Here is a 22523-nt window from a genome sequence, read left to right on the forward strand (position 1 = left end):
CCCTTCCTCCACCGGGAAGGGCAGCACCCCCCGTGAAGAATATCGCAACAAAATCGCCCGGTAGCGAGCGACACAAGACGATACATCCCCCCGCGCCGCGCGTCATGCTGGTGGACGACAGCGGCATTTCACGCGTCCTGATGGCAAGATGGCTGGACGAATCGGGCGCACAGGTGGTGAGCCAGGCGAGCAACGGCAGGGAAGCGCTTGCCAACATCGCATCCGCCCGTCCAGATATCGTCCTGCTGGATATCGAAATGCCAGGAAAAAGCGGCATTGAAATCCTGCCGCTTCTTCGCGAGGCAAGCCCGCAAAGCCGGATCGTCATGGTCTCCACGCTTACCCAGCGAAACGCGGCGATCACCATGGAGGCGCTAAGCGCGGGTGCCGTCGAGGCGCTCGCCAAACCGAATAGCGACTGGTCGGGGTCGTCGGTGGCGGAGTTCCGCAGGCGGCTTGTGGAAACGGTCTGGGGGATCTGCCAGGGCAGCGAGGCCGCATGGCCGGTCGGCGCGGCCGCAGAGGTACGCAGCGCCGGCCGGGCGGGAACGCGCCGGGCCCGGCCTTCAATTGTCGCGATCGGCGCCTCGACAGGCGGGCCGGCAGCGCTTTTCTCCCTTCTTAAACATCTCCCCAAGGCCCCCCGGGTGCCGATCCTGATCGCGCAGCACATGCCGCCCATGTTCACGGGTTTGTTGGGGACGCATCTGACACGGCAGACCGGGATCTCCTCTGCGGAAGCCGTGCACGATGACGCCATCACGCAGGGACAGATCTATATCGCGCCGGGCGCCCATCATATGTCGGTGAGACGGGCTGCGGACGGCACGCCCCGGATTCGGATTACGGATGATCCACCGGAAAATTTCTGCCGCCCGTCGGTCAATCCGCTATTCCGTTCCGTCGCCGATATCTATGGTTCGGCGGCGCTCGCGATCATGCTGACCGGCATGGGAAAAGATGGCCTGGAAGGGACGAAGGCCATGCGGGCGGCCGGTGCGCACATTCTTGCCCAGGACGCTGTCAGCTCGATCGTCTGGGGCATGCCCGGCGCCATTGTCCATGAGGGGCTGGCCGACGATGTGCTGTCGATTGAGGATATGGGGCCGTTTGTCGCCGATCTGGTCGGCGGCTCGTGAGGGCCGTACCGGCCAGTTTCGATTGTTTTGCCCACCTCCTGCGGTGCGAAGCGGGCATGGAACTCACGCGGGACAAGGCATATCTATTGCCGTCGCGCCTCGGGCCCATTCTCAGGCGGGAGGGCTGCGCTACAATCGATGTGCTGGCGTCGCGGTTAAGGCCCGGGTCGGCGCTCGCCCGTGATGTGGTCGAGGCAATGCTGAACCATGAGAGCTTCTTCTTCCGCGATGGCATCCCGTTTGCCCAGCTGGAGCAGGCACTTCTGCCGGACTTCAAGGAAAAACGCGCGGATGGACGGCGCATATCGATCTGGTGCGCCGCATCGTCCCACGGCCAGGAGCCCTATTCGCTCGCCATGCTATTCGCCGAAAACCAGGCGGAATGGGCGGGCTGGGAAATCGATATTCTTGCCAGCGACCTGAGCAGCGTCGCCGTCGACCGCGCCCGCAGCGCCTGCTATACGCAGTTCGAGGTCCAGCGCGGACTTTCGACACATCGGCTGTTGCAGCATTTCGTCAAGACCGGCGACGACTGGACGCTTGTCGACAATATTCGCGACAGGGTGACGTTTCGGACGCACAGCCTGCTTGCGCCGCCGCCGCGCCGGGCGGCTTTCGATATCATCTTCGCGCGCAACGTATTATTTTACCTTGGTGCGGAGGAAAAGCGCCGGGCGCTTGTCAACCTTCGCGACGCGATGGCTGACGATGGTGTCCTGGCACTTGGCGCGGCGGAAACCACGTTTGGGCATCAGGACCTTTTCGCACGGTCGCCCATTCACCGCGGTTTTTATAAATCCGCGCCAGCCATGATGGCCGATGCGCCTGATACCGGGCAAATCCCCGCCCGTCCCGCGGTATTTTCGCAGCCCGGGCACGCCGCAGGTCAACAGCCGAGCCGGACGGTGTAACCGCCGCCTGCGGGACCGCCGATATCCGCTTTCACGCATCCCGGGTGCAGGACAATACCGCCAATGTCTTCAAACCGGTATCGCGCACGCACGTGCCGACAGCGATGCCTCGCCAGCCGCGCCGTCCCCAATATGGCGTTTCCGATTCCCAAATTGTCACGCTGCCGATAGGCCGCTTGCACCATGCGCCCCCTTCATCTCGCTTTCATCCTGTTTATCGACCTGTGCTGGGCGCTGAATATCGTCGCGGTGAAACTGGCGGTCGAAGCGACTGAACCGCTGGCGGCGGTGACGCTTCGCTATGTGATCGCACTGCTCGTCTGCCTGCCCTTCATCCGCTGGGTTCCGGGGCGTATGCGCCGCATTCTGATCACGGGCCTGATTGCGGGTGCGGGTTTCATGACATTGGTGAACCTGTCGATGGCGGTGACGGAGAATGTCGCCGCGCTGGCGATCACCGGGCAGCTCGGGGTGCCATTCAGCCTGATCCTCGCCGTCATATTCTTCAAGGAACGCATCAGGTGGCTGCGCATTGGCGGCGTCAGCCTGGCATTTCTGGGAATCGCGATCATGGGATTCGATCCGGCGATACTGCAGGAATGGCCGGGCGTCTCGCTGACCGTTATCTCCAGCTTTATCTGGGCCGTGGGTTCGCTGCTCTTTCGCCAGTTGCAGGGGATCGGCGTGATGAACATTCATGGCTGGCTGGCGCTGGTCAGCGTTCCTGTTCTGGCCGGAGCATCGCTGATCTTCGAGCCTGGCGCGCTTGCCGGCGCGGCATCACTTCCCGCGGACATCTGGGGCTGGATCGCCTTCTCGGCGATCCTCTCCTCCATCGTTGGCCATGCGGGAATGAGCTGGCTTTTGCAGCGTTACGAAGTTTCGACCATCGTTCCGCTCACACTGCCGACGCCGCTGATTTCCGCGGGCGCCGCGGTCCTTGCTTTTGACACACCGGTCAGTTCCAGCTTCATCGCCGGTGCCCTTGTAAGTTTCCTCGGCGTCGCCATCATTACATTCAGAAGTGCAGCAAAACAGCCGGAGCTGACGACGGCAATGATCAGCGGGAGCAAGCGATGATCGAAAGCCCTTCCCCCAATTTCGACACGCGGCGCGCGGACATTTCGATGGTGGTCATCCATTATACCGGCATGAAAAGCGCCGCCGCGGCGCTGGAACGCCTGCGTGATCCGGAGGCGAAGGTCAGTGCGCATTATCTGATCGCGGAGGACGGCACGCCCGTCCGGCTGGTCGCCGAAGAAAGCCGCGCCTGGCATGCGGGCCGGGCCTATTGGCGCGGCATCCGCGATGTGAATTCGGCAAGCATCGGCATCGAGCTTGCCAATCCAGGCCATGATCATGGTTATGTGGATTTTCCGGAACCGCAAATGGCCGCTTTGGAAGGGCTGCTCCGGGACATTCTTCAGCGCCATGACATCGACCCGCGCAACGTGGTCGGTCATTCCGATATCGCGCCGGACCGCAAGATCGACCCTGGCGAGCTCTTTCCCTGGGACCGTTTCGCCGCGCTGGGCCTTGCCGAGACGAAACCCGAATTCGATTATGACCCGCTATGGATTGATGAAGGCACGCTGGTCGCAATGCAGCGCTTTGGCTATGAGATACGGCTGCCGAAAGAAACCGTGAGCGCGTTCCAGCGGCGCTGGCGGCCCGGCAAGTTCGATGGCGTGATCGATGCGGAGACCCGCAAGATCCTGCTCGCGCTGCTGAAGCGGCATCCGCCGGAAGGCTTCATTCTCGGTACGCATCTGCCGCGGACGTAGGAAACGGGACTGGCTTTGTGCGGCCTGGGCCTTAAATACATATGGGCCAGAGGGTCGGGTGATCGCGATATGGGTTGCCATATCGAGGAAAGTCCGGGCTCCACGATATCACGGTGCCGGGTAACGCCCGGCGGGGGCGACCCCAGGGATAGTGCCACAGAGAGCAGACCGCCCGGCGCTTCGGCGAAGGGTAAGGGTGAAAGGGTGCGGTAAGAGCGCACCGGGGCGATGGTAACACCGCCCGTCATGGTAAACCCCACCGGGAGCAAGACCGAATAGGGACGGCACGTCTTCAATGGCAGGGGCTGATATCGCCCTCGCGCGTCCGGGTTGGTTGCTTGAGGGCGCGGGCAACCGCGTTCCCAGATGAATGATCGCCGATAACAGAACCCGGCTTACAGACCCTCTGGCAATTTAACCGAGTGAGTGTCGGAATTTCTTACAGTTTCGAACTGTATCAAAATTGTGCATTCGGCTTCCTGTTGAAATAGCCGAAAAATTTGTTTCTGGCCCGTAACTTGCTTCGTCTCACATATTGTAAGTTTAAGTTATCATAAGTTAAATGGGGGATTATCATGATCAAGACCGCACTTCTGGCCGCGACGACCGCACTCGTTGCCCTGCCTGCCGTGGCTGCTCCGGTGAACGGAACGGGCAATGTCACGCCGGACGTCATTTTCGGCAGTGGGAACGCGAACGGCTCGTTTACCGGTACCGTGAACGATGGCGTAGAGCTCGCCCTGCGCGGCAAGCTGCGTTACGACTCGAATGGCCAGCCGCAGAACACGTTCAATTATGACGGCGATAGCAGCTATTTCTTTACCAATATCGGCAACGCCGTTCCCGCGAACCGCGCCGTGTTCAACTTCGAGTTTTCCATCAATACCGACGTTGACGGCCTTAGCGGTCGCACGCTTGACGATCTGACATACGCACTGTCGGTCGATACCGATGCCGGTGCCGGCACCAACTTTTTTACCTTTGATCCCTGTGCGCTGCTCGTCGACAATGCACTTGGTAATAATTCGACCGGGAACGGCGATGGCACGCCTGGTGCCTGCGCGGGTAGCGGACTGAACGTCGCGCAGAATTCGCAGAATCTTGGCTTTGGTTATACGCCGAACGATCCGCGGGCTGCGGGTCAGTATACGTTCTCACTGTCGGCATTTGACGGCCAGCAGCTGATCGGAACGACGACGATCGACGTCTTCGTCGATGCGAGCCCGGTTCCGGCACCGGCGGCACTCGGCCTGCTCGGTTTTGGCCTTCTTGGTCTCGGCGCCGCCCGCAAGCGCGCCTAAGCGTTCTCATCACGAACGATGAAAAGGGGATGCCTGCGGGTATCCCCTTTTTTATGTCGTCAGGCGGGCCAGCAGGGCCGTGATCCCCGCGTCGATCTGGACATACATGTCCTCAAAGGCGCTTTCGTCCATGCCGTAGGGGTCCAGCACATCCTCTTCACCCCCTTCGACATCCTGCAGGAGCAGCAGCACTTCGGCCGTGGCACCGTCTGGCCGGGCCGCCTGAAGATCATTGAGGTTCGCCGTGTCGAGCGCGACAATATGCGAGCGTTCAAACCAGTCGCGCGCCTGCACCTGCCGCGCCCGCTGCGCGGAAATGTCGAGACCGTGCGCCTTCGCCACGGCGCGTGACCCCGGGTGCGGCATCTCGCCAATGTGCCAGTTCCCGGTGCCCGCGGAATCGACCTCCGCATCGACACCCGCATCGGCCGCGCGAACACGAAACAGCCCCTCCGCAACCGGAGACCGGCAGATATTCCCCAGACAGACGAACAGAATGCTGACGTTAGACATAGGGTGATGACGCTTTCTAATCGGACGCCGCGCTGCTAGCCCTTTCGCCGAAGTACCGCAAATGCGGGAACGTCTGGGGAGGACAGTGAATGACCGACGAGGAACTGCTCGCGTCGCGGGAAAAAGACGTGGGAAGCGGCTATGCCTATTATGTCCTTGGCGTTCTCGTCCTGGTGTACATTCTGAACTTCGTCGACCGGCAGATCCTCTCCATCCTGGCGGAAGACATCAAGGCCGACCTTGGCATTGACGATGGCCAGATGGGCTTTCTGTACGGCACCGCCTTCGCGGTTTTCTATGCGCTGTTCGGCATTCCGCTTGGTCGCCTTGCCGACATGTGGGTCAGGAAGCGGCTGATGGCGATCGGCCTGACGGTGTGGTCATCGATGACCGCCCTTTCCGGTCTCGCGTCGAGCTTTGCGCAGATCGCGGGCGCACGCATCGGCGTCGGCATTGGCGAGGCAACCGCCAGTCCCGCCGCCTTCTCCATGATCTCAGATTACTTCCCGAAGGAAAGCCGCGCCACCGCGCTCGCGATTTATTCGGGGGGGCTCTACATTGGCGGCGGCGTATCGCTGTTCATTGGCGGTGCGGTCGCAGGCAATTGGAATGAAGCCTTCCCTGGCGGATATGATCTGGCCGGGTTCAACGTCGTCGGCTGGCAGGCCGCATTCATGGCCGTCGGCATCCCCGGCATTCTGGTCGCCCTGTGGGTTGCGACGCTGCGCGAGCCGCTGCGCGGCATGTCGGAGGGCACTTATCAGCCGCCCGAGCCCAACCCATGGCCGAAGTTTTTCGCGGAGTTATGCAGCGTCATTCCGCCGCTGACCCTGATCGATGCCGCCCGCGGGGGCAGCAGAAGCCTCATCAACAATATCGTCGCCGCCGTCGTCATCGCCGCGGGCGCTTACGGCATCGTCATGCTGGTCGGTGTATCGTCGGGCAATGTTCTACAGTTCAGCGCGCTCGGTATTGGCGCTTACGCCGTGTTCAGCTGGTCGCAGTCGATCAAGCGCCGTGACCCCGCGACATATGCGCTGATCTGGGGCACGCCGAGCTTTCTGCTGACCCTTGTCGGGTTTGGCACCATTGCCTTCAACACCTATGCCGCGACCTTCTGGGCGGCCCCTTATGTATTGAGGACCTTTGCCGACCAGGTCGATCCCGCAATGGTCGGCCTGATCCTGGGCGGCCTTGGCGCTGGCGGCGGCTTTGTCGGCGTCATTCTGGGCGGCAAGATTTCCGATATCCTGAAGCGCAGAAATCCGGCCGGACGTATCCTGGTGGGTATCTTCGCCATTGTCGCCATGGCACCGCTTCTCCTGATCCTCTACACGACTGACAGTCTGACAATATTCTACCTGGTCAGCGCACCGTCCAATATCGTCGCGAGCATGTGGGTCGGTGTCGCCGCCGCGACCAGTCAGGACCTTGTCCAGCCGCGCATGCGCGGCGCGGCAACGGCGACTTATTTTCTTGGCACGACACTGATTGGCCTTGGCCTTGGCCCCTGGTTCGCGGGCACTGTGTCAGCCGAAACCGGCGACCTTGCCATCGGCGTCATGAGCCTGCTCTTAATGGTGCCCGTGACCCTTCTCTGCCTCTTCATCCTGTACAAAAAACTTCCAGAGGCGGAAGCGACGAAGGATGCCCGCGCAGCGGCGGCGGTTTCCACGGCAAGCTTATCGAATTGACGGGCTTGTCCAGTGCGGCGGAAGCGGTGATCCTGTTCCCCACACAAACGTCATTCCGGCGAAATCCGGAGGCTGTCTCATATCATCGCGTGGCAAAGCCGCATGCCAGGGACAGCTTCCGGCCTTTCTGTGAATGACGGTTTATTCGAGGAGGATCGTGCATGTCCGATTATGACTACATCATCATTGGCGCTGGCAGCGCCGGCTGTGTGCTGGCCAACAGGCTAAGTGCCGACCCTGGGAACCGCGTCCTGCTGCTGGAAGCGGGGAAGCCGGACAAGTCCATGTTCATCCATTTTCCCGCAGGCGTGGGAAAACTGATCAGCCCCGACAAGATCGCACCGGAAAACTGGGGATACTGGACCGAGCCGCAGCAGCATCTGAACAACCGCCGACTGTACTGGCCGCGCGGCAAGACGCTTGGCGGATCCTCATCCATCAACGGCATGGTCTACATTCGCGGCCATGCGTCCGATTACGACCGCTGGGCGCAAACAGGCTGCACCGGCTGGAGCTGGGACGATGTCCTGCCCTATTTCAAGAAATCGGAGAGTTCCGACCGCGGTGCGACCGACTTCCACGGTTCCGGGGGGCCACTGCACACGACCAAGCGGGCGCGGCCCGACAGGATCACGGATCTGTTCATCGCGGCCGCCCATGAGGCTGGTCATCCCCTCACCGACGATTTCAACGGCCCGCAGTTCGAAGGAGCCGGGCGTTATGATGCCACCTGCAAGGACGGCGAACGGATGAGCGCGGCAAAGGCATATCTGACGCCAGTCCTGAACCGGCCGAACCTGGAGGTCAGGACAGGTGTCCTCGCCGACCGGATCATGTTCAAGGGCAAGCGCGCACAGGGCGTCGGCATTCGCCAGAACGGCAAGGCGGATGTCGTCTTTGGCCGTGAGATTATTTTGTCAGGCGGCGCGATCAACAGCCCGCAAACGCTGATGCTGTCCGGTATTGGTCCAGCCGAACATTTGAGATCGCTCGGCATTGATGTCGTCCATGACGCGCCCGATGTCGGCGGCAACATGCAGGACCATCTCGACCTGATCGTCCAATGGTCCATCGAGGAACCGATCAGCCTGAACAGCAATGCCAAGTTCCACAATCAGCTTAAGGCGCTTGGCATGTGGCTTTGGAAACGCGAGGGGCCGGGAAGCTATATTCCGACCCCCGGAGGCGCCTTCCTGTCCACGCGTGAGGGGCTTGCCGCACCCGACGTGCAGCTGCACCTGCTGCCTGGTCTTGGGCAGGCGCACGGCGCCGGAAAGCTACCGGATCAGCACGGTTTCTCCAGCCATATCTGCCAACTGAGGCCGGAAAGCCGCGGCACCATCCGCCTCGCCAGCGCCGATCCCGACGATCATCCCCGCATCGACCCGAATTACCTCAGCACGCAAAACGACGTCGAGGTCATGCTGGCCGGACTGGAAATGACGCGTGAGATCGGACGCCGTGCCGCGCTGCAACCGCTCAGCCCGCGCGAGATATGGCCCGGCGAAGACATCACGGATCGCGACACATTGCTGAACATGGTGCGGGACAGCGCGGAAACCATCTATCATCCCGTCGGCACCTGCCGCATGGGCGCGGACGATAGCGCGGTGCTCGATACGCATCTGCGGGTGCGCGGCATAGAGGGCCTGCGCGTCGTCGACGCTTCCATCATGCCCAACCTCGTCAGCGGCAATACGAATGCGCCGACGATCATGATCGCGGAGAAAGCCAGCGACCTGATCCTGGCCGAACAACGCGCGGCAATCGCGGCTTAGGGAAAATTCATGACCATCGAAAAGTTCAGCATCCCGATCGAAGCTGATGAGGTCAGCTGGATCCGGTCCCGTGTGGAGGCGTTTCGTTTCTTTGAGGAACCGGAAAATGCCGGCTGGCGCTACGGTGCCAATCGCGCATATCTGGAGAAGCTGCGCCGCTACTGGCTGGATGAATATGACTGGGAAGCGGCAGTCTTCTCGCTCAATCGGCACCCGCATTTCCGTGTGGAGGTTGAACCGGGCCTGCGCCTCCACGCCATCCACAAGCAAAGTTCACGTGCGGACGCCCGCCCGCTATTGATCGCTCATGGCTGGCCGGGGTCGGTACTGGAATTCGATGCCATTATCGAACGCCTCGCCGAGCCAGAGGACGCCGATCATCCCGCGTTTCATGTGGTGGCACCGTCCCTGCCCGGCTACGCCTGGTCCGATAAGCCGAAGACCCCGATTGGCCCGCGTCAGACAGCACGCCTTTACGACGCGCTGATGCCAGCGCTCGGCTATGATCGCTATCTATATCAGGGCGGCGACTGGGGCAGCGTGATCGGCGGCTGGACCGGTCTGGAGTCTTCCCGTGTCGAGGCGGTGCACCTGAACGGCTACGGCCTGCGTGCCCACGATATGACACCGCATACCGAAGCGGATAGGAAATGGATGAAATGGGCGCTGAAAATCCGCGACGAAGAAACCGCATATCTGCATCTGCAGGGCACCAAGCCGCAAAGCCTCGCCTATGCGATGATGGACTCCCCCATGGGCGTCGCGGCCTGGCTCGCCGAGAAATTCTGCGGCTGGAGCGAAGTTGGCGACCAGAATGCACAGCCTCCGTTCACGATGGATCAGATGCTGACGAATATCATGATCTATCTGACCACACGCAGCTTCCACACTGCCACATGGATATATCGGGGTATGTTCGACGAGGGAGGGTTCTCCATGCCGGAAGGAAAGCGCGTCGAAGTGCCCGTCGGCATCGCATGTTTTCCCGCAGACCTGCTCGCCTTCCCGCCCCGTTCCATGGTCGAGCGCGGCTATAATGTCGTCCACTGGTCGGAAATGGCTGAGGGCGGACACTTCGCCAGCCTGGAAAAGCCGGACGCGTTTCTGGCCGATGTCAGGAAGTTTGTATCGGGACTCACTTGATATTCTGGCCGCCGCGGCCGATTTCACCCGCTGACGGACAGGATTTTGGGGTGCAATATCATGACCGAGTGGCAGGTGCGCGAGGGTCTTACACCCTATCAGGCCGCGCTCGACGAAATGGACGTGCAGGCTGCCGGTATTCATGACGGCAGTCTTGAAGAACGCGTATTATTGGTCGAGCATCCCCCTCTTTACACCGCGGGCACCAGCGCCAAGCGCGAAGACCTGACGGACCCGGATCGTTTTCCCGTCTACATGACGGGCCGCGGTGGGCAATATACATATCACGGCCCGGGTCAGCGTGTTGTGTATCCTGCCATCGACCTGACCAGGCATGGCCGCGATATTCGCGCCTATGTCGCACGGCTTGAAGGCTGGATCATCGACGCGCTGAGAACATTCGGCATTCACGGGCGCGCAATCGACGGCCGGGTGGGCGTCTGGGTCGACACGAAATCCGGGGAAGCGAAAATCGCTGCCATTGGCGTACGCGTGCGAAAGTGGGTCACCCTGCATGGCTTCGCGGTGAATGTGACACCCGACCTGTCGCACTATGGCGGCATTGTCCCCTGCGGCCTTGCCGAATTCCCGGTGACAAGCCTCTCCGCTCTTGGAATTGACGCTGACATGAAGGTATTCGATGCAGCGCTGCGCGCTGCGCGGCCATTCTAGGCGCCGGTTAGGCCGCCAGTTTTGTGAGGGATGGCCGCCTTATGGTTCTGGCGGCACCGAATATCTCACCCTCACCAAGGGAGACGCCAAGCTGGCTCAAACCGGAAACAACACTTTCAGTCACGATATCCGTGGCGATCAGGGTGATGCCGCAGCGTCGCTGGGCCAGAACGCCCCCCTTCGTCAGCATCAGCATTCGATGGGCCGTCAGCTTACGCAATGTGCCAACGAAATTTTCGTGCACCTGCTCTGCTGCGTTGAGGCGTACGCAAAGCGCGAAACCAAGCTTGACGAGAGCCGCCAGATCCGTCGCCGCCGGATTTGTCAGCGCGGCCATTTCGGCGTCCACTTCGAAGACGAGGCGCTCGGCAAGCTCAGGTACTTTTGACAAAACTTCAACGAGATCTCTGCGAAACGATTCGTCTTCGAGTGTTCCGGGTGAGATACCACAAAAAATACGGGCTTCGGGAGTGGCCTCACCCAGATGGCTGGCAAGTGCGATCACCTCCGCAATCTTCAGCGTGTCTGAGAAGGTGTCGGCCCGCTCCCTATCCTGCGCAGCCATACATATGTCAGCCCTGGCCATATAGTGACGCGGCTTGCCGTCCTTCAGACTGACGATGGGCTGAAGTGAGAGGTCGAGATTAACCGCTTCCGGCGCGGGAGCCGGTACCGGCTTCCCTGTGGCATCGCCTTCATCAATGCGGGGCACAATGGGATCAGCCGGTGATATTGACGCATGGGCAGAAGGAGTAAGGACACGCCGCCGCCTCGCCAGAAAATTACGGCTGAAGCGCCAGAGAAAATGCGCGACGCAAAATGTTGCAGAGGTCCCAAATGCGGCCGCAGCCGCAAATATCGTCGGCAGGCCCCATAAATCAGGGCCGAATACTGAGAGGACGCAGCCCCCCAGCAAATAGGAGGCGATTACGACCCAGTCATCTCGTGACATGGCAACGCATCTCCATTTGTGCATCACGGCCTCGCCGCAACATGTTATCAAATGGTATGCGCAATTCGTTAACGACCTCCTAACAGAAGCGCCGTGCCATGAGGTCATCTCTTGAGGGCATCCAGGTTTCCGGCTAGGTCTATGGGCAGTTCATCCAACAGGAGTTCACCACGATGATGCGTAATCTTGGCTATCTTCCCGCCACCCTCGCGGGAATCGCGCTTCTTACGCTATCCGCCTGCGGAGATAGCGATGGCGCCGAAGGCGGCGATGGCGGTGTTACTCAAACCGGCACCGTGGAAATCGAGAGCGACTTTGATGCATCGACGATGGATGTCATGAATGTGGATGTCGCCGCTGGCGGTATCGAGCCGGTCATCGATCCTGTAAATGCCGATGCCGGTATCGATATGCTGGGCCGCGCGCAGACCGACAATGTCACTGATATGCCGCCGAGCCTGCCTTCACCAGCGCTCGAGGATGAGGGCGAGTCTGAATAGCGCAATATTGATCGAAAAATGCCATATGTGGCGAAACTGGCGAGATATAGGGAGCGCCGCACTCTCGCGGTCTGCCTGAAAGGAGCAAGATCATGACCCTTGAAGAAATTACCCAGAATATGCGCGAGCGCGTAGGTGCCAATGCCGATCTTAACAAGAGCGTCAAATTCGATTTCGGCGACGAAGGAACCGTGCGCATAGATGACACGGCATCGCCCGCTATTGTTGATAATGAAGACGTTGCCACCGACTGCACGATCAAGGTCTCCAAAGACGATTTTGAAAGCATCGCCGCTGGCGATACGAACGCGCAAATGGCCTTCATGCAGGGCAAGCTGAAAGTCGAAGGCGACATGTCCGTTGCGATGCAGCTCGGCAAAGTATTCGGCTGAGCACAGTTTTACTTACTGGTATATTTGCGGGTGCCGTGTGAGAATACGGCGCCCGTTTTTATATCCGCAATTGCTTGGGAACTACCGTCCTCTGCATTCATTCTGGGTAAGATCGTGATCCACGAGCGAGCTGCATCTGCCACATATTCTTTCGGCAGCCATTGAACGAGTCCGGCACGCGCACTGCTGGACGATTTACTGATTTCGGACGCTGAAATGTGCTTACAATTCGCGAAAGATGCCCTGTTTGGAGGCAGTCCAAGCAGGGCTTAGCTCATGGGCGTGCACTTTGCGCATTTCCCCACAGATTCTGCGATAGCAATTCCCGGTCCAACAGGGCTGTAACTCAAAAACACGATCGACGACCCTGAGTAGCGTGCCGCGCCATAACCGCCAACACTGGTTTCGACCGCTGTCCCTATTTCGTGGGTTCACCACAACGTCTGGTCCAATCGCCCATCCATGCAGCACTCAGAATTTGCAGCTACAAAGAAAAAGGGCCGCCCTCGAAAGGACGACCCCATTTTCCCGAACCGTTCGGATCTGGCCGAAGCCGGATCCGAAGGAAGACTACATTCCGGCACCGCCGAAATTGATCTCCACGCGGCGATTCTGTGGCTCGCGCACACCGTCGGCAGTTTCGACGAGCGGCTTGCTTTCACCGAAAGCCTCCGTTGAAATCGCGCTTTCAGCGACGTTCTTTGCGACCATGTAGTCACGCACGGCGTCAGCACGACGCTGCGAGAGACCAACGTTATACGCATCGCCACCCGACTTGTCGGCGTGACCGGCAAGCGTGATGCTCGTTTTGCCGCCAGCTGCATAGGCAGCAGCCGCACGATCCAGCGTTTCCGCAGCTTCAGGCGTGATGTCCGACTGATCCCAATCGAAGAACACGATGAAGTTCTCAACCGCTGGCGCCGCTGGAGGCGGTGGCGGAGGAGGCGGAGGGGGTGGCGGTGGTGGGGGCGGAGGAGGTGGCGGAGGCGGGGGCGCTTCCGGCGCACCGAAGTTGAGGATCAGGCTTGCAAGCAGCGAGTGGCTGGTGAACTTGCTGTCCAGATTCTGCCCCTGCACGTCAACATATTCATTGCCGTTGGCTACAAAGTAACGATACTTGAGCCCGAGGTCCACTTTATCGGAAAGCTCGCGACGCACGCCAGCAAGAAGCTGCCAAGCGAAGCCGGTGTCGCTATCATCGACAAATGCCGCGCCACCTTCCGCGAGTTGATAGATATTCGCCTTAACACGGGCAATACCGACACCACCGCCGACAGACGCCGCCCACGGAGAATCTTCGCCAGAGAAATCAAGCATGCCGTTAAGCATGAAGCTTAAAACCTGGGTAGAGCCGTCGCCGTCTTCGAACTGACCATCGCGATAGTTACCGGCCGCAAGTGCAGAGGCCGTACCACCACCAAGGATGCCGCTACCGCCAACACTGTTCAACCCCACTTCATCAAGATGGGCTTGCTTCCAAGCGAGTTCAAATTCCGTGCGAAAGCCGCCGAAATCATAACCTACAATGCCGCCGACATCGTAGCCGATCTTGTGATCGACATTAATGCCACTGCTAATGACGTCTCCGTCACCGTCGACAATATCGATACCGACATCTTGGGCGAGCAGTGCACCGGCCTCGAGACCGATATACCAAGCATCATCTTTGGCGAGCGATGGGCTAGCCATGGCAGTACCGGCGAGCGCCGCTACGAGGGCCAATCTACGCATTGAATTCCCCTTTCTTAAATCAAACGAATTCCAGCAAGAATACGCAGGAGGTCGTGTATAGTTCATTTATTTCTGGCGCAAGCGAGGAAACTTTCAACATTGTTGCAAAAAAGACGCACTCCCCGGGGCGGAAAATGCCGGATTTCAGCCGCTCGCCAAGCCCATCCCCCTAAGGGAAGCCAGTAATGCAGCGATAGCCGCGCGCGCCTCGACGTCGATCACACCCCCTCCAGCGGGGTCGACCACAGGTTGCGGGTCTGCGGCGAACAGTTTCGTTCCCCGCAATGAAATCGCATCGACCGGTAGTCCGTCGTCACGCCACACGCCGTTCTTGCGCATCAAAAGAGCGTCCTCATCCTCAATCCAGATAAGCAGACCATCCGGCGGGGACAGATACATCCATCGGCCCCGCCACTCGGCGATTCTGCCGTCATGCCCTGCCCATTGCGCGGCACCACCAGCTGCCACGACCCATGCATCGCCAATATCCGGGGCGGCGGGCGGAACGGCCAGCGAACGGCTTTTGACACGCGGCGCAAGCCAGCGCTCAAGCCGTAGCACCGCTTCATTATGGGTAACGTCTTTCTGCGCCTGGCCCGCCTGCAAAAGGGGAATGGAAAAAGAATCGGTCTGGTCGGTCATCTGCGGCCTCCTATACTCAAAATGAAAGTTCAGCTGCGTCGCCCGCGCCAACACTCTGGCTCACCTGACGCACCGTCAGTATCGCCGAACCGAGGGATCCGCCGAAATCTGCCTGCTGCTGCGATAGCGTATATGTGAACTCCTCGCGGTCGACATGAAACGTCCTTACGTCTCCTGAGGCGGCGATTTCCACGCGATAGACCTCGTTTTCCTCGGCAAGGGGCACATCTGACCCGTCCGGCCATCCGAAACCGCGTCGGCTTCGACGGATCCAGTGTACGGTCAAATCGCCATCTGCCGACCTTAACACCGACAGATGTACCGGCGATAACGGCCTTAGCGATCGCCCGCTTATCGCCAGCGAGACTTCTGGAGCCGTCGGCAAACTGTCCGCTGGCCCCACCGCCTTTACCAGCAGGGTTCGGCCGATATCGGAGAGCGCGAAGTCGAGCGGAAACAGAACCTCCGGTTCCAGAAGCACGAACCGTTCATTGGCCGCATGCGACGCCGCGGCGGCCTCGGTACCGCGCCGCCCGCGCAACAATCCAGAAAGTTCCCAAAGCTTTGGCCCGGTTTGCACGGCGTCGCGAAATTGCACCAGTTCTTCACCGACAAGCGCCAGATTTTGCCCGCCCAGTACAGCTGATGCGGTTGTACCGGTCAGAACCTGATCGTCCAGCAACTCAACCGTCAGACGGCTTGTTTCGTCCCAGCCTGCCGTGGCCGCAGCGGGCAGCGCTGAAGCGGCGGTCCCCATAAGCGACGGGGTGCTCACAACGCCAATGGAACGCCAGCTTTCGCCGCCGTCTCCGCTAATCCATATTTCCGCACGTCGCCAGCCGGCACTCGCCCCGCCTGCGGCGATCCAGACGCGCGGATCGGCATCGCCTTCGCCGCCAATTGGCGGCAATTCCATCACATGCGACATGGTTGCGCCTTGGGGTACGTCCAGCTGCGGCAGGGAATCCCCGGCGTCCGCATTGGGAAGCGCGAGCATGGTCCCGCGCCTCCGTTCCAGTTGAACGGCAACCGACAAACCCTCGACCTCTACCTGCCGCACGTGCCATTCTCCGTCCCCGGCAATGTTCACGATGTCGCCCGGCATCAGCGAGATATAGCGTATCGGTAAGCGCCGCCGGGCTTCCGAGCGCCGCGCCCACAGATCGGACAGGTGCGCTTCTGCGACCCGCTTGGCTTCGGCGGCGTTCAGGCTTGCGGCGACATCGAAGTGCCGCTCTCCACTTCCCAGTGCCTGCGACCGGATCGCACGCTGCACACTGGGCTGATAATCTCGCTCGGGATCGTTCGCTGCCAGCGTGAACGCCGAGGGAAGGCCGCGCTCGCCAAGCCGCGAACGATCCCCCACATGGACTGCACCCGACTTATCGGCCATTAAACGGTCCGCCGAAACCAGTTCCGTTTGGCCCATCATCCTGCTGGAAAAGCGCAGTCCTTCCGGCATCGCGATAACGGACATGGGCGCGATCACGTCAAGGCTTCCCACCACACCGGCCACATCGGCACTGTTTGCGACAGAGAACCCCGTCACGGCCCGCCCTGATTCCCCGGCAACAACACGGCCATCAACGACGTTCACAAGGTCAGCCGCGATGGCCGCCGCATCAGCGACGCCCTCATCCGCAAATATCTCCGCGCTGATGTTCGGAATGCGGTTCGCGAAGTCCGCGAGTTCGAGCCCATCGAAGACGAGATAGGCCAAACCGCGATATGCCGGTGCCATTCCCGGCCCTAGTGATGCCTCTATCAGCGGGTCCGGTTCCTGTCGTTCCGTCCCCCGGTAGGTCCGGACCGTCCCGCCAGCCAGCAAGTTTCCGGCCGCCCCGCGCAGCAATTTGCCATCGGCCCAGATCCGCCCGACCCGGCCGATTTCACGCGCGGCAATGGCGATCGCAAAGCTGGCTGAGTAACTATAGCTGGTCGTCCGTCCGCCCGAACGCTTTCCTCCGCCGGAGCGATGCGCCGTTTCTTTCAGCCCCGACGTCCAGATTACGGTTCCCGCGCTGCGGACAGTACCATAATGGCGGGCAAGCGGCGCGCCGTAATCGCTGCCTTGAACCGACAGATCGGTAAGCCTCGGCCCTTCCCGCCCCTTTGGCTTGAACAGCACGCGGCGATCGATTTCGCTACCGACGACGGCCCCGATTGCGGCACCGATCGGTCCGCCAATAAAGGCCCCCGCCGCCGTCAGAACTACACTTGCCATCAGCCTTCCCCCTGCCAGCGCCAGATGTTCACGATCGACCATTCCGGCGGCATTCGCGCTTCAACCACCCGTCCCACGCCGAAATCGGCATGGATCACGCCGGCATCGCTCGCGATACCCAGATGATGGTGGCCGGGGGCTACCCGCATTTCCATAACGTCTCCGGCAGCCTGCGCAGCGACGCGCTGCAATCCGCATGCCGCGAGCCCGTTCAGCAGCCGCGCGCGATTGTCCGTCGCGATCGAATAGTCGGCGGGCACATCAAATCTCGCCCCTGCCGCCCGTAATGCCGTCAGCACCAGGCCGACGCAGTCCAGCGCCAGTCCCGGCACACGCCCCTGCACCCTCACCGGCGTTCCCAGCGCTTCCCGCGCCGCTGCGACAATCGCGGCGCCCGTTCCTGTGGTCACATCAAAGCCCCGGATACCGCAGCACAGCATCGCGGCCCGGCACATGGGGCTCGCCGCGAAACCGGTCGCCATTGCCAAAGCGCACCCGGCAGGTCTGCCAGCGCCGGTCACAGCCCTGCGTCAGACGCATGTCATCGCCGACCGACAACCCTGCCACCGCATCGTCGAAGATCAATATGTCGCCGTCGACCCTCGATATGCCAATATCGACCCCGGCAAGCGCGCCGGAAAGCGGACGCGCCACGCCGTATATATAAAGCCTCTCCGGATCGACGTCACTTACGCGCACCTGCGACTGATCGATGATCTCGGCGACAGTCACATTCCGCCGCAGCGGTTTCAGGTCCACGCCGCAGCGTGCATCGCCCAGCCGTGCCCGGCATTCCGGTGTCGTCAGCTCCACCGGCACCCTCGACAGCACGGTTTCGGCGGTTTCAAGCCGCGCCTCGAATGCCGCGCCGCGCTCGACAAGATCAGCCAGCGTCCCCGACATCAGGGTCAGCGCACCAGCTTCAGGGGCCGTCCAGTCGAGCAGCATCAGGCTTGCCCGCGCGCCGTCATAGCGCCCCGCCGCGATATCGACCGCCCGGATGGCGTCAGAGGACAGCACACCCGAAACGTCCAGCCCCTCAACATCCAGGCCGTCGGACTCGATCGTCGCCGATGGCACCATGCCGGGTGCCGGATGATAATCCATCCCGTCCCAGCGCACGGTGCGGTCATGGGTCGTGAAGCCGAGCGCGATGCCGTCGGCACGGACCAGTCGCCACAGCCATGCAAGCGACGTCAGCGGCGCGTCCAGCGCAGCCGCAAGCCCTTCCGGAATGTCACGCATCTATGCCTCGCGAACTTCGACCATGGGGACGGACGGCACTTCGCCAGCCCGCCACGCATTTAGCGAGATTTCCAGTCGGTCTTCGGCAAACCGCACCGGCACATCGAACAGGTAACCCGCCGACACCGCACCAGTCGGCGCATTATCGAAGCGCACGACACCGCCCGCCTCCAGGGTCCAGCCGAACACTTCGCTACCGTCCACCGCCACCCGCGCGGTCCCGGCCTCTGGCCGTGTAATCCGGCGCAGCTCGGCATCCTCGCCGTCGCCATATCGCTTTAACAGTGGAAAATCCGTCCTAACGCCATCGCCAATTCCCAATAGCTGATCGCGCGCATCCAGACCGCCATCATCGCCCGATGAATGATCCAGCAAATCACGCAGACGGAACCCATGCGCCTGCCCTCGCCGCGCACGGTAGAAACGCACCAGCGCGCTCAGATCCGCCTCCGACCGAATGCCAGGGCCCGCATCGTAGCGCAGGCGTCCCTGTGCCCAGACGATCGATCGCTGCTCATGGCCGGAAATGGTTTCTGCCACCTGCGTCAGAAATTCCGGCCCGCCGCTCGCCCCCTCGCCAAGGGCAATCGGAAAGGCAACATCATGAAACGCATCCACATTCGTCTCCCCATCCATCGTGAAATAGGTAAAGCCATCGCGCCTGACCTGCGGCAGCGCCCAGACGAACGTCTCGCGCACATCGCGCGCCAGCGCGCGCTCGGCAGCTTCTGCAATCACGGGCCAGCGGCCCCGCGCCTCTGCGGTCAGCACGAAGCCCGAAAAATAATCCTGCGCCGCCGCTGGATATCCAAGTTCAGCCTCGATTGCCGCCACCGCCCGCCGCGATGCCCCGCGATCCTCCGCTAGCACGAAATCATAATCCTCCAGCTGCAGCACATCGAATGCCGGCGCGGCGAATTCCGCAGGCATATTGGCCATCTTCAGCCACGGCGCGTCTTCACGCAGCACCTGCGGCGCATAAAACAGCATTGCCGTCTTGGTGCCCGGCACGGCCGCCTTCACCGCGTCCATGACAGACAGCACGGACTGCCCCAGCTTCCCGCCGAGCCAGGCCACATAATTTGCCTGCGCCGCTGTCAGCGTCCCGGGCAAGTTCGTCAGCCGTACCGGCTCCGGACTGCCCGTCTCGGCGGTATAGGCGGCAACCGCCGCGTCATCGTAGAAGCAGGGCACCTGCCGGTCGCCAAAACCGGTCCACCACCACGGCTCGCCCACCTGAAACCAGCTTTCGCGGCCAGCAATTTGCGATATGCCCGCAAAGGCCGCCGCTACTGACTGTAACCACGCCATCGCATCACCATTGACCGGCGACAGCAGCGTTGACGGCGGTGCCCAGCCTGTCAGCGCGGGCGATCCGTCATGTGCCCGCTGCTTCCACTCTTCCGGCGCATAGGCATCGAACAGTTCGTAGCTTAGCGAGAAAATAATGGTCACGTCATCCGCAGCGGCCCGCGCCGCCAGGTCTTCCATCCATATTCGGCACGGCCCCACCAGCGGATCGCCCGCCGTGACAACCTTGAACCCCGCACCGCCCGCACGGGGTTCCAGCCGCATGAAGTGCGACATGCCCACATATAGTGTCAGCCATTTGCGATAGCCGAGCGCCTGCACATTTCGCAGCAGCCGCTCCGGCGTCAGATGATAATCATCGTCATACCCCGTCGCGATGCGTAGCTTGTGCGGGGGGATGCAGGCATCGCCGATCCGGATTTTCGACCCCGAGCCTTCGCAGCGTATGCCCTCCAGCCAGACGGTCGCTTCTTCCGGCACGGTCAGCGGCGCATCGCTCCCGTCGAACCCTTCGGGCGTCAGACTGATGAACATCCGGTCGATATCGCCTGCGAAAACCTTATCGCCGCCGGGTTCGAAACCCGATCGCATATCGTCGAAATCAAGGACGATCTGCGCGTCCGTCACGCTTCCCGAGGCGTAATTCCACAAGCGCACATACCAGACCTGCGCTGCACCCTCTGCATCCCGCCCCTCAATCGTCAGCACCGCGCCATTGGGGACGTCCAGCGGTTTGACATCGCCGACCGACCGCCAGCCAAAGGACAGCAGCATCCCGCGATAGTCCCGCCGCGTCTCGTAGCGCAGCAGCGGATGATCGACCTGATCCACACTGTCCCAGATCAGACCGCACAGATCGTCGCGCTTGTAATAGGCCAGATCGACGCGCAGGGAATCCGCCGCCGTCGTCGTTACGCTCGCCATCATTGGCCGCGGAAAATTCAGTGTCCAATGCGCCGCATCGAACCGCGCCATCCAGTCCGTGCGCACCTGGTCACCCGGCCCCGCCAGATAATGCCCCATCCAATATCTCCCAGATAAATCCCCTTCCCGATAGGCAGGGGCAGCGGCGGGATATGGGCGCGAGCGGGCACAAAGCCTACGCGCGCCAGCGCTCCCGCTTCCTATGCCCGGCTCAACGCCCGCTGCACCGCGCGCGCGACCTGCCGGCCGCTTTTCGCCATCAGCTCGGGTGACTGAGCCGCGCCGCCCGTTACGTTGACGTTGATCGTCACCGGCCCCCGCCCCGTTCCGGCGGCCATTCCGGTTTCGATCCGGCCACTCGCCGTCGGTACGAACAGCTCCGGCCCGCGCTCGCCCACCATATAGGCTTGGCCCGGCGCGACCGGTCCGCCCGTCGCACGCCCGGGGGCACCCGCAAAGGCGAGCACCACGCTCGACAACAGGCCGGACAGCCCGCCGCCGCCGGAACCGCCGCCAAAGCCGCCCGACGCCTTCAGCTGCGCCTGCAGGATCGCGTCCAGCACGCCCAGCGCTGTCCGTTTCAGATCTTCAAACCCGAACTTTCCGGTCTGGATGAAACGCGATAATGACCGCTCCATCACGCGTCCGGCACGGTCCGCGCCGGCGGAAAGCGGCCCTTCCAGCGACCCGCGCATCGTCTCGATATCCTGCGCAAAGCCCTGGGTGTCAGCCCTGACTTTCAGGACAAGTACGTCCAGTTCCTCATCCATTCCCGGCCTCCATCAGTGCCCGCATTTCGCTCATGGTCACCGGCCGCTCATCCTCGCGCGGCAGCACCCCCTCCAGCGCCAGGATCAGGTCCGTCGGCGTCGCCTCCCAAAACGCGGACGGCGACCAGCCCAGCCGCCCGCAGGCCAGGCCGCACGCCGTCCGGGCGCTTTTTTGAAATTGCGTCATCGCCCTGCCAGGATCTGCGTCAGCAGCGCCTTCAGCGCAGGCGTCGCACCGGCCAGCCCGCCCTCGATCAGGGCTTCCGAAAACCGGTCACGATCCTCTGCGAACCCGCAGGAGCAATGCCAGAACAGCGCTGCCATTTCGGTCAGCCTCAATTCCCCCGCCGCGGCCCGTTCGACCAGGCCGAATAGCGGCCCCAGTTCCGCCTCCGCCGCACAAAGCGCGGAAAAACTCGGTCGTAACAGGACATCCGTCCCGCCCAGTTCCAGCAGCGCCTCGCCGCGCACCGGATTTGGCGTCATGCCGCGACCACCGGTCCGGCGCTTTCCAGGCTCAGCGTGTAGGTGCGCTCGCCGCCAAAATCCCCGGCATAGTCCAGCCGCGTGACCAGAAACGGGCCCGTCACCGTCTCTCCGCTTTCGAATGACAGCTGATAATCCGCGACCATGCCGCCCAGGGCATGCGCCTTTAACCGCCCCTCGGCGGCCGAGCCATTGAAGACGCCCGCCCCCGATACGCTGATCGCCCGTGTCCCCGCTTCCGACAATATCTCCCGCCAGCCGCCGGAACCCTTATTGGTGGTCACCACGGCATCCGTGGCTATCGACATCTGCGTCGTCCTCAGCCCCGCGACCGTCTCGAAACTGATGGGATCGCCCCCGTCCGACAGTCGCAGCAGAAACGCGCTTCCCTTTTCAGCACCCATGATTTTG

Annotated in this window: 23 protein-coding genes and 1 other RNA gene; 12 read left to right on the plus strand and 12 right to left on the minus strand. The window is 61.6% G+C overall.

The window, feature by feature from the left end; all coding sequences use genetic code 11:
- Window positions 1–32: 32 nt before the first annotated feature.
- The 6 genes from cheB (at window position 33) to KCG44_RS00160 (ending at window position 5135) form a co-directional block, all read left to right on the plus strand.
- On the plus strand, window positions 33–1139 hold the full coding sequence (gene cheB, locus KCG44_RS00135) for a chemotaxis-specific protein-glutamate methyltransferase CheB (RefSeq protein ID WP_218443448.1): 1107 nt from the start codon (window positions 33–35) through the stop codon (window positions 1137–1139).
- On the plus strand, window positions 1136–2050 hold the full coding sequence (locus KCG44_RS00140) for a CheR family methyltransferase (protein WP_500797175.1): 915 nt from the start codon (window positions 1136–1138) through the stop codon (window positions 2048–2050). Before cheB ends, KCG44_RS00140 begins: the two co-directional genes overlap by 4 nt.
- 183 nt (window positions 2051–2233) lie before the next feature.
- Window positions 2234–3130 (plus strand): DMT family transporter, encoded by an 897-nt coding sequence (locus KCG44_RS00145; protein ID WP_218443450.1) that lies wholly within the window; start codon window positions 2234–2236, stop codon window positions 3128–3130.
- On the plus strand, window positions 3127–3834 hold the full coding sequence (locus KCG44_RS00150; protein ID WP_218443451.1) for an N-acetylmuramoyl-L-alanine amidase: 708 nt from the start codon (window positions 3127–3129) through the stop codon (window positions 3832–3834). Before KCG44_RS00145 ends, KCG44_RS00150 begins: the two co-directional genes overlap by 4 nt.
- 46 nt (window positions 3835–3880) lie before the next feature.
- Window positions 3881–4248: RNase P RNA component class A (rnpB, locus tag KCG44_RS00155), an RNA gene on the plus strand.
- Window positions 4249–4409: 161 nt separating this feature from the next.
- Window positions 4410–5135, plus strand: a complete 726-nt coding sequence (locus tag KCG44_RS00160) for a hypothetical protein (protein WP_218443452.1) — start codon at window positions 4410–4412, stop codon at window positions 5133–5135.
- Window positions 5136–5186: 51 nt separating this feature from the next.
- Here the strand turns inward: KCG44_RS00160 and KCG44_RS00165 are convergent, their stop codons facing one another.
- Window positions 5187–5648 (minus strand): low molecular weight protein-tyrosine-phosphatase, encoded by a 462-nt coding sequence (locus KCG44_RS00165; protein ID WP_218443454.1) that lies wholly within the window; start codon window positions 5646–5648, stop codon window positions 5187–5189.
- A gap of 89 nt (window positions 5649–5737) precedes the next feature.
- Here KCG44_RS00165 and KCG44_RS00170 point away from each other — a divergent pair, with 89 nt between their 5' ends.
- The 4 genes from KCG44_RS00170 (at window position 5738) to lipB (ending at window position 10935) form a co-directional block, all read left to right on the plus strand.
- Window positions 5738–7342 carry a spinster family MFS transporter gene (locus KCG44_RS00170; RefSeq protein WP_218443455.1) on the plus strand — a complete coding sequence of 535 codons (1605 nt, stop codon included), beginning with the start codon at window positions 5738–5740 and terminating at the stop codon, window positions 7340–7342.
- 161 nt (window positions 7343–7503) lie between these two features.
- Window positions 7504–9120, plus strand: a complete 1617-nt coding sequence (locus KCG44_RS00175; RefSeq protein WP_218443456.1) for a GMC family oxidoreductase — start codon at window positions 7504–7506, stop codon at window positions 9118–9120.
- 9 nt (window positions 9121–9129) lie between these two features.
- A complete protein-coding gene (locus KCG44_RS00180; protein ID WP_218443458.1) occupies window positions 9130–10263 on the plus strand; it encodes an epoxide hydrolase family protein in 1134 nt (377 codons plus the stop codon).
- A gap of 60 nt (window positions 10264–10323) precedes the next feature.
- Window positions 10324–10935, plus strand: coding sequence for a lipoyl(octanoyl) transferase LipB (gene lipB / locus KCG44_RS00185; RefSeq protein ID WP_218443459.1), 612 nt, complete (start codon window positions 10324–10326; stop codon window positions 10933–10935).
- A gap of 7 nt (window positions 10936–10942) precedes the next feature.
- Here lipB and KCG44_RS00190 read toward each other — a convergent pair whose 3' ends face one another.
- A complete protein-coding gene (locus KCG44_RS00190) occupies window positions 10943–11647 on the minus strand; it encodes an EAL domain-containing protein (RefSeq protein WP_218443460.1) in 705 nt (234 codons plus the stop codon).
- Window positions 11648–12060: 413 nt separating this feature from the next.
- On the opposite strand from KCG44_RS00190, the gene KCG44_RS00195 reads away from it, so the two are divergent.
- Both KCG44_RS00195 and KCG44_RS00200 read left to right on the plus strand, forming a co-directional pair.
- Complete coding sequence (locus tag KCG44_RS00195; RefSeq protein ID WP_218443461.1) at window positions 12061–12387, plus strand: hypothetical protein; 327 nt, start codon at window positions 12061–12063, stop codon at window positions 12385–12387.
- Window positions 12388–12479: 92 nt separating this feature from the next.
- The gene (locus tag KCG44_RS00200; protein WP_218443463.1) at window positions 12480–12779 is read left to right on the plus strand and encodes an SCP2 sterol-binding domain-containing protein; all 300 of its coding nucleotides are present in this window, start codon (window positions 12480–12482) and stop codon (window positions 12777–12779) included.
- A gap of 570 nt (window positions 12780–13349) precedes the next feature.
- Here the strand turns inward: KCG44_RS00200 and KCG44_RS00205 are convergent.
- The 10 genes from KCG44_RS00205 to KCG44_RS00250 all read right to left on the minus strand — a co-directional run bounded on the left by KCG44_RS00205 (window position 13350) and on the right by KCG44_RS00250 (window position 22516).
- Window positions 13350–14510, minus strand: a complete 1161-nt coding sequence (locus KCG44_RS00205; protein ID WP_218443464.1) for an OmpA family protein — start codon at window positions 14508–14510, stop codon at window positions 13350–13352.
- Between the two features lie 144 nt (window positions 14511–14654).
- Window positions 14655–15152: a DUF2793 domain-containing protein gene (locus KCG44_RS00210; protein WP_218443465.1), complete on the minus strand. Its 498-nt coding sequence runs from the start codon at window positions 15150–15152 to the stop codon at window positions 14655–14657.
- A gap of 16 nt (window positions 15153–15168) precedes the next feature.
- Window positions 15169–17376 (minus strand): phage tail protein, encoded by a 2208-nt coding sequence (locus KCG44_RS00215; RefSeq protein ID WP_218443466.1) that lies wholly within the window; start codon window positions 17374–17376, stop codon window positions 15169–15171.
- Window positions 17376–17786: a peptidoglycan endopeptidase gene (locus KCG44_RS00220; protein WP_218443467.1), complete on the minus strand. Its 411-nt coding sequence runs from the start codon at window positions 17784–17786 to the stop codon at window positions 17376–17378. The genes KCG44_RS00215 and KCG44_RS00220 overlap by 1 nt, the downstream gene beginning before the upstream one ends.
- A 1-nt stretch (window position 17787) precedes the next feature.
- Window positions 17788–18621, minus strand: coding sequence for a phage/gene transfer agent baseplate hub protein (locus KCG44_RS00225; protein ID WP_218443469.1), 834 nt, complete (start codon window positions 18619–18621; stop codon window positions 17788–17790).
- Window positions 18622–20955, minus strand: a complete 2334-nt coding sequence (locus KCG44_RS00230) for a DUF2460 domain-containing protein (protein WP_218443470.1) — start codon at window positions 20953–20955, stop codon at window positions 18622–18624.
- Window positions 20956–21056: 101 nt separating this feature from the next.
- Window positions 21057–21626, minus strand: a complete 570-nt coding sequence (locus tag KCG44_RS00235; protein ID WP_218443471.1) for a tail tape measure protein — start codon at window positions 21624–21626, stop codon at window positions 21057–21059.
- Entirely contained in the window at window positions 21619–21813 is a 195-nt protein-coding gene (locus KCG44_RS00240; protein WP_218443473.1) for a phage tail assembly chaperone, read from the minus strand. Before KCG44_RS00240 ends, KCG44_RS00235 begins: the two co-directional genes overlap by 8 nt.
- The gene (locus KCG44_RS00245; protein WP_218443474.1) at window positions 21810–22112 is read right to left on the minus strand and encodes a gene transfer agent family protein; all 303 of its coding nucleotides are present in this window, start codon (window positions 22110–22112) and stop codon (window positions 21810–21812) included. Before KCG44_RS00245 ends, KCG44_RS00240 begins: the two co-directional genes overlap by 4 nt.
- Window positions 22109–22516 carry a phage tail tube protein gene (locus KCG44_RS00250; protein WP_218443475.1) on the minus strand — a complete coding sequence of 136 codons (408 nt, stop codon included), beginning with the start codon at window positions 22514–22516 and terminating at the stop codon, window positions 22109–22111. The genes KCG44_RS00245 and KCG44_RS00250 overlap by 4 nt, the downstream gene beginning before the upstream one ends.
- Window positions 22517–22523: the final 7 nt, after the last annotated feature.

This window comes from Pacificimonas pallii, from assembly GCF_019204005.1.
GTDB classification, from domain to species: Bacteria; Pseudomonadota; Alphaproteobacteria; order Sphingomonadales; family Sphingomonadaceae; genus Pacificimonas; species Pacificimonas pallii.

Excerpts from the sequence above, each read along its gene's own strand:
- KCG44_RS00145 (WP_218443450.1), top strand. The coding sequence starts at position 2,234 with ATGCGCCCCCTTCATCTCGCTTTCATCCTGTTTATCGACCTGTGCTGG.
- KCG44_RS00150 (WP_218443451.1), top strand. The coding sequence starts at position 3,127 with ATGATCGAAAGCCCTTCCCCCAATTTCGACACGCGGCGCGCGGACATT.
- KCG44_RS00160 (WP_218443452.1), top strand. The coding sequence starts at position 4,410 with ATGATCAAGACCGCACTTCTGGCCGCGACGACCGCACTCGTTGCCCTG.
- KCG44_RS00165 (WP_218443454.1), bottom strand. The coding sequence starts at position 5,648 with ATGTCTAACGTCAGCATTCTGTTCGTCTGTCTGGGGAATATCTGCCGG.
- KCG44_RS00170 (WP_218443455.1), top strand. The coding sequence starts at position 5,738 with ATGACCGACGAGGAACTGCTCGCGTCGCGGGAAAAAGACGTGGGAAGC.
- KCG44_RS00175 (WP_218443456.1), top strand. The coding sequence starts at position 7,504 with ATGTCCGATTATGACTACATCATCATTGGCGCTGGCAGCGCCGGCTGT.
- KCG44_RS00180 (WP_218443458.1), top strand. The coding sequence starts at position 9,130 with ATGACCATCGAAAAGTTCAGCATCCCGATCGAAGCTGATGAGGTCAGC.
- lipB (WP_218443459.1), top strand. The coding sequence starts at position 10,324 with ATGACCGAGTGGCAGGTGCGCGAGGGTCTTACACCCTATCAGGCCGCG.
- KCG44_RS00195 (WP_218443461.1), top strand. The coding sequence starts at position 12,061 with ATGATGCGTAATCTTGGCTATCTTCCCGCCACCCTCGCGGGAATCGCG.
- KCG44_RS00200 (WP_218443463.1), top strand. The coding sequence starts at position 12,480 with ATGACCCTTGAAGAAATTACCCAGAATATGCGCGAGCGCGTAGGTGCC.
- KCG44_RS00205 (WP_218443464.1), bottom strand. The coding sequence starts at position 14,510 with ATGCGTAGATTGGCCCTCGTAGCGGCGCTCGCCGGTACTGCCATGGCT.
- KCG44_RS00210 (WP_218443465.1), bottom strand. The coding sequence starts at position 15,152 with ATGACCGACCAGACCGATTCTTTTTCCATTCCCCTTTTGCAGGCGGGC.
- KCG44_RS00215 (WP_218443466.1), bottom strand. The coding sequence starts at position 17,376 with ATGGCAAGTGTAGTTCTGACGGCGGCGGGGGCCTTTATTGGCGGACCG.
- KCG44_RS00225 (WP_218443469.1), bottom strand. The coding sequence starts at position 18,621 with ATGCGTGACATTCCGGAAGGGCTTGCGGCTGCGCTGGACGCGCCGCTG.
- KCG44_RS00230 (WP_218443470.1), bottom strand. The coding sequence starts at position 20,955 with ATGGGGCATTATCTGGCGGGGCCGGGTGACCAGGTGCGCACGGACTGG.
- KCG44_RS00235 (WP_218443471.1), bottom strand. The coding sequence starts at position 21,626 with ATGGATGAGGAACTGGACGTACTTGTCCTGAAAGTCAGGGCTGACACC.
- KCG44_RS00240 (WP_218443473.1), bottom strand. The coding sequence starts at position 21,813 with ATGACGCAATTTCAAAAAAGCGCCCGGACGGCGTGCGGCCTGGCCTGC.
- KCG44_RS00245 (WP_218443474.1), bottom strand. The coding sequence starts at position 22,112 with ATGACGCCAAATCCGGTGCGCGGCGAGGCGCTGCTGGAACTGGGCGGG.
- KCG44_RS00250 (WP_218443475.1), bottom strand. The coding sequence starts at position 22,516 with ATGGGTGCTGAAAAGGGAAGCGCGTTTCTGCTGCGACTGTCGGACGGG.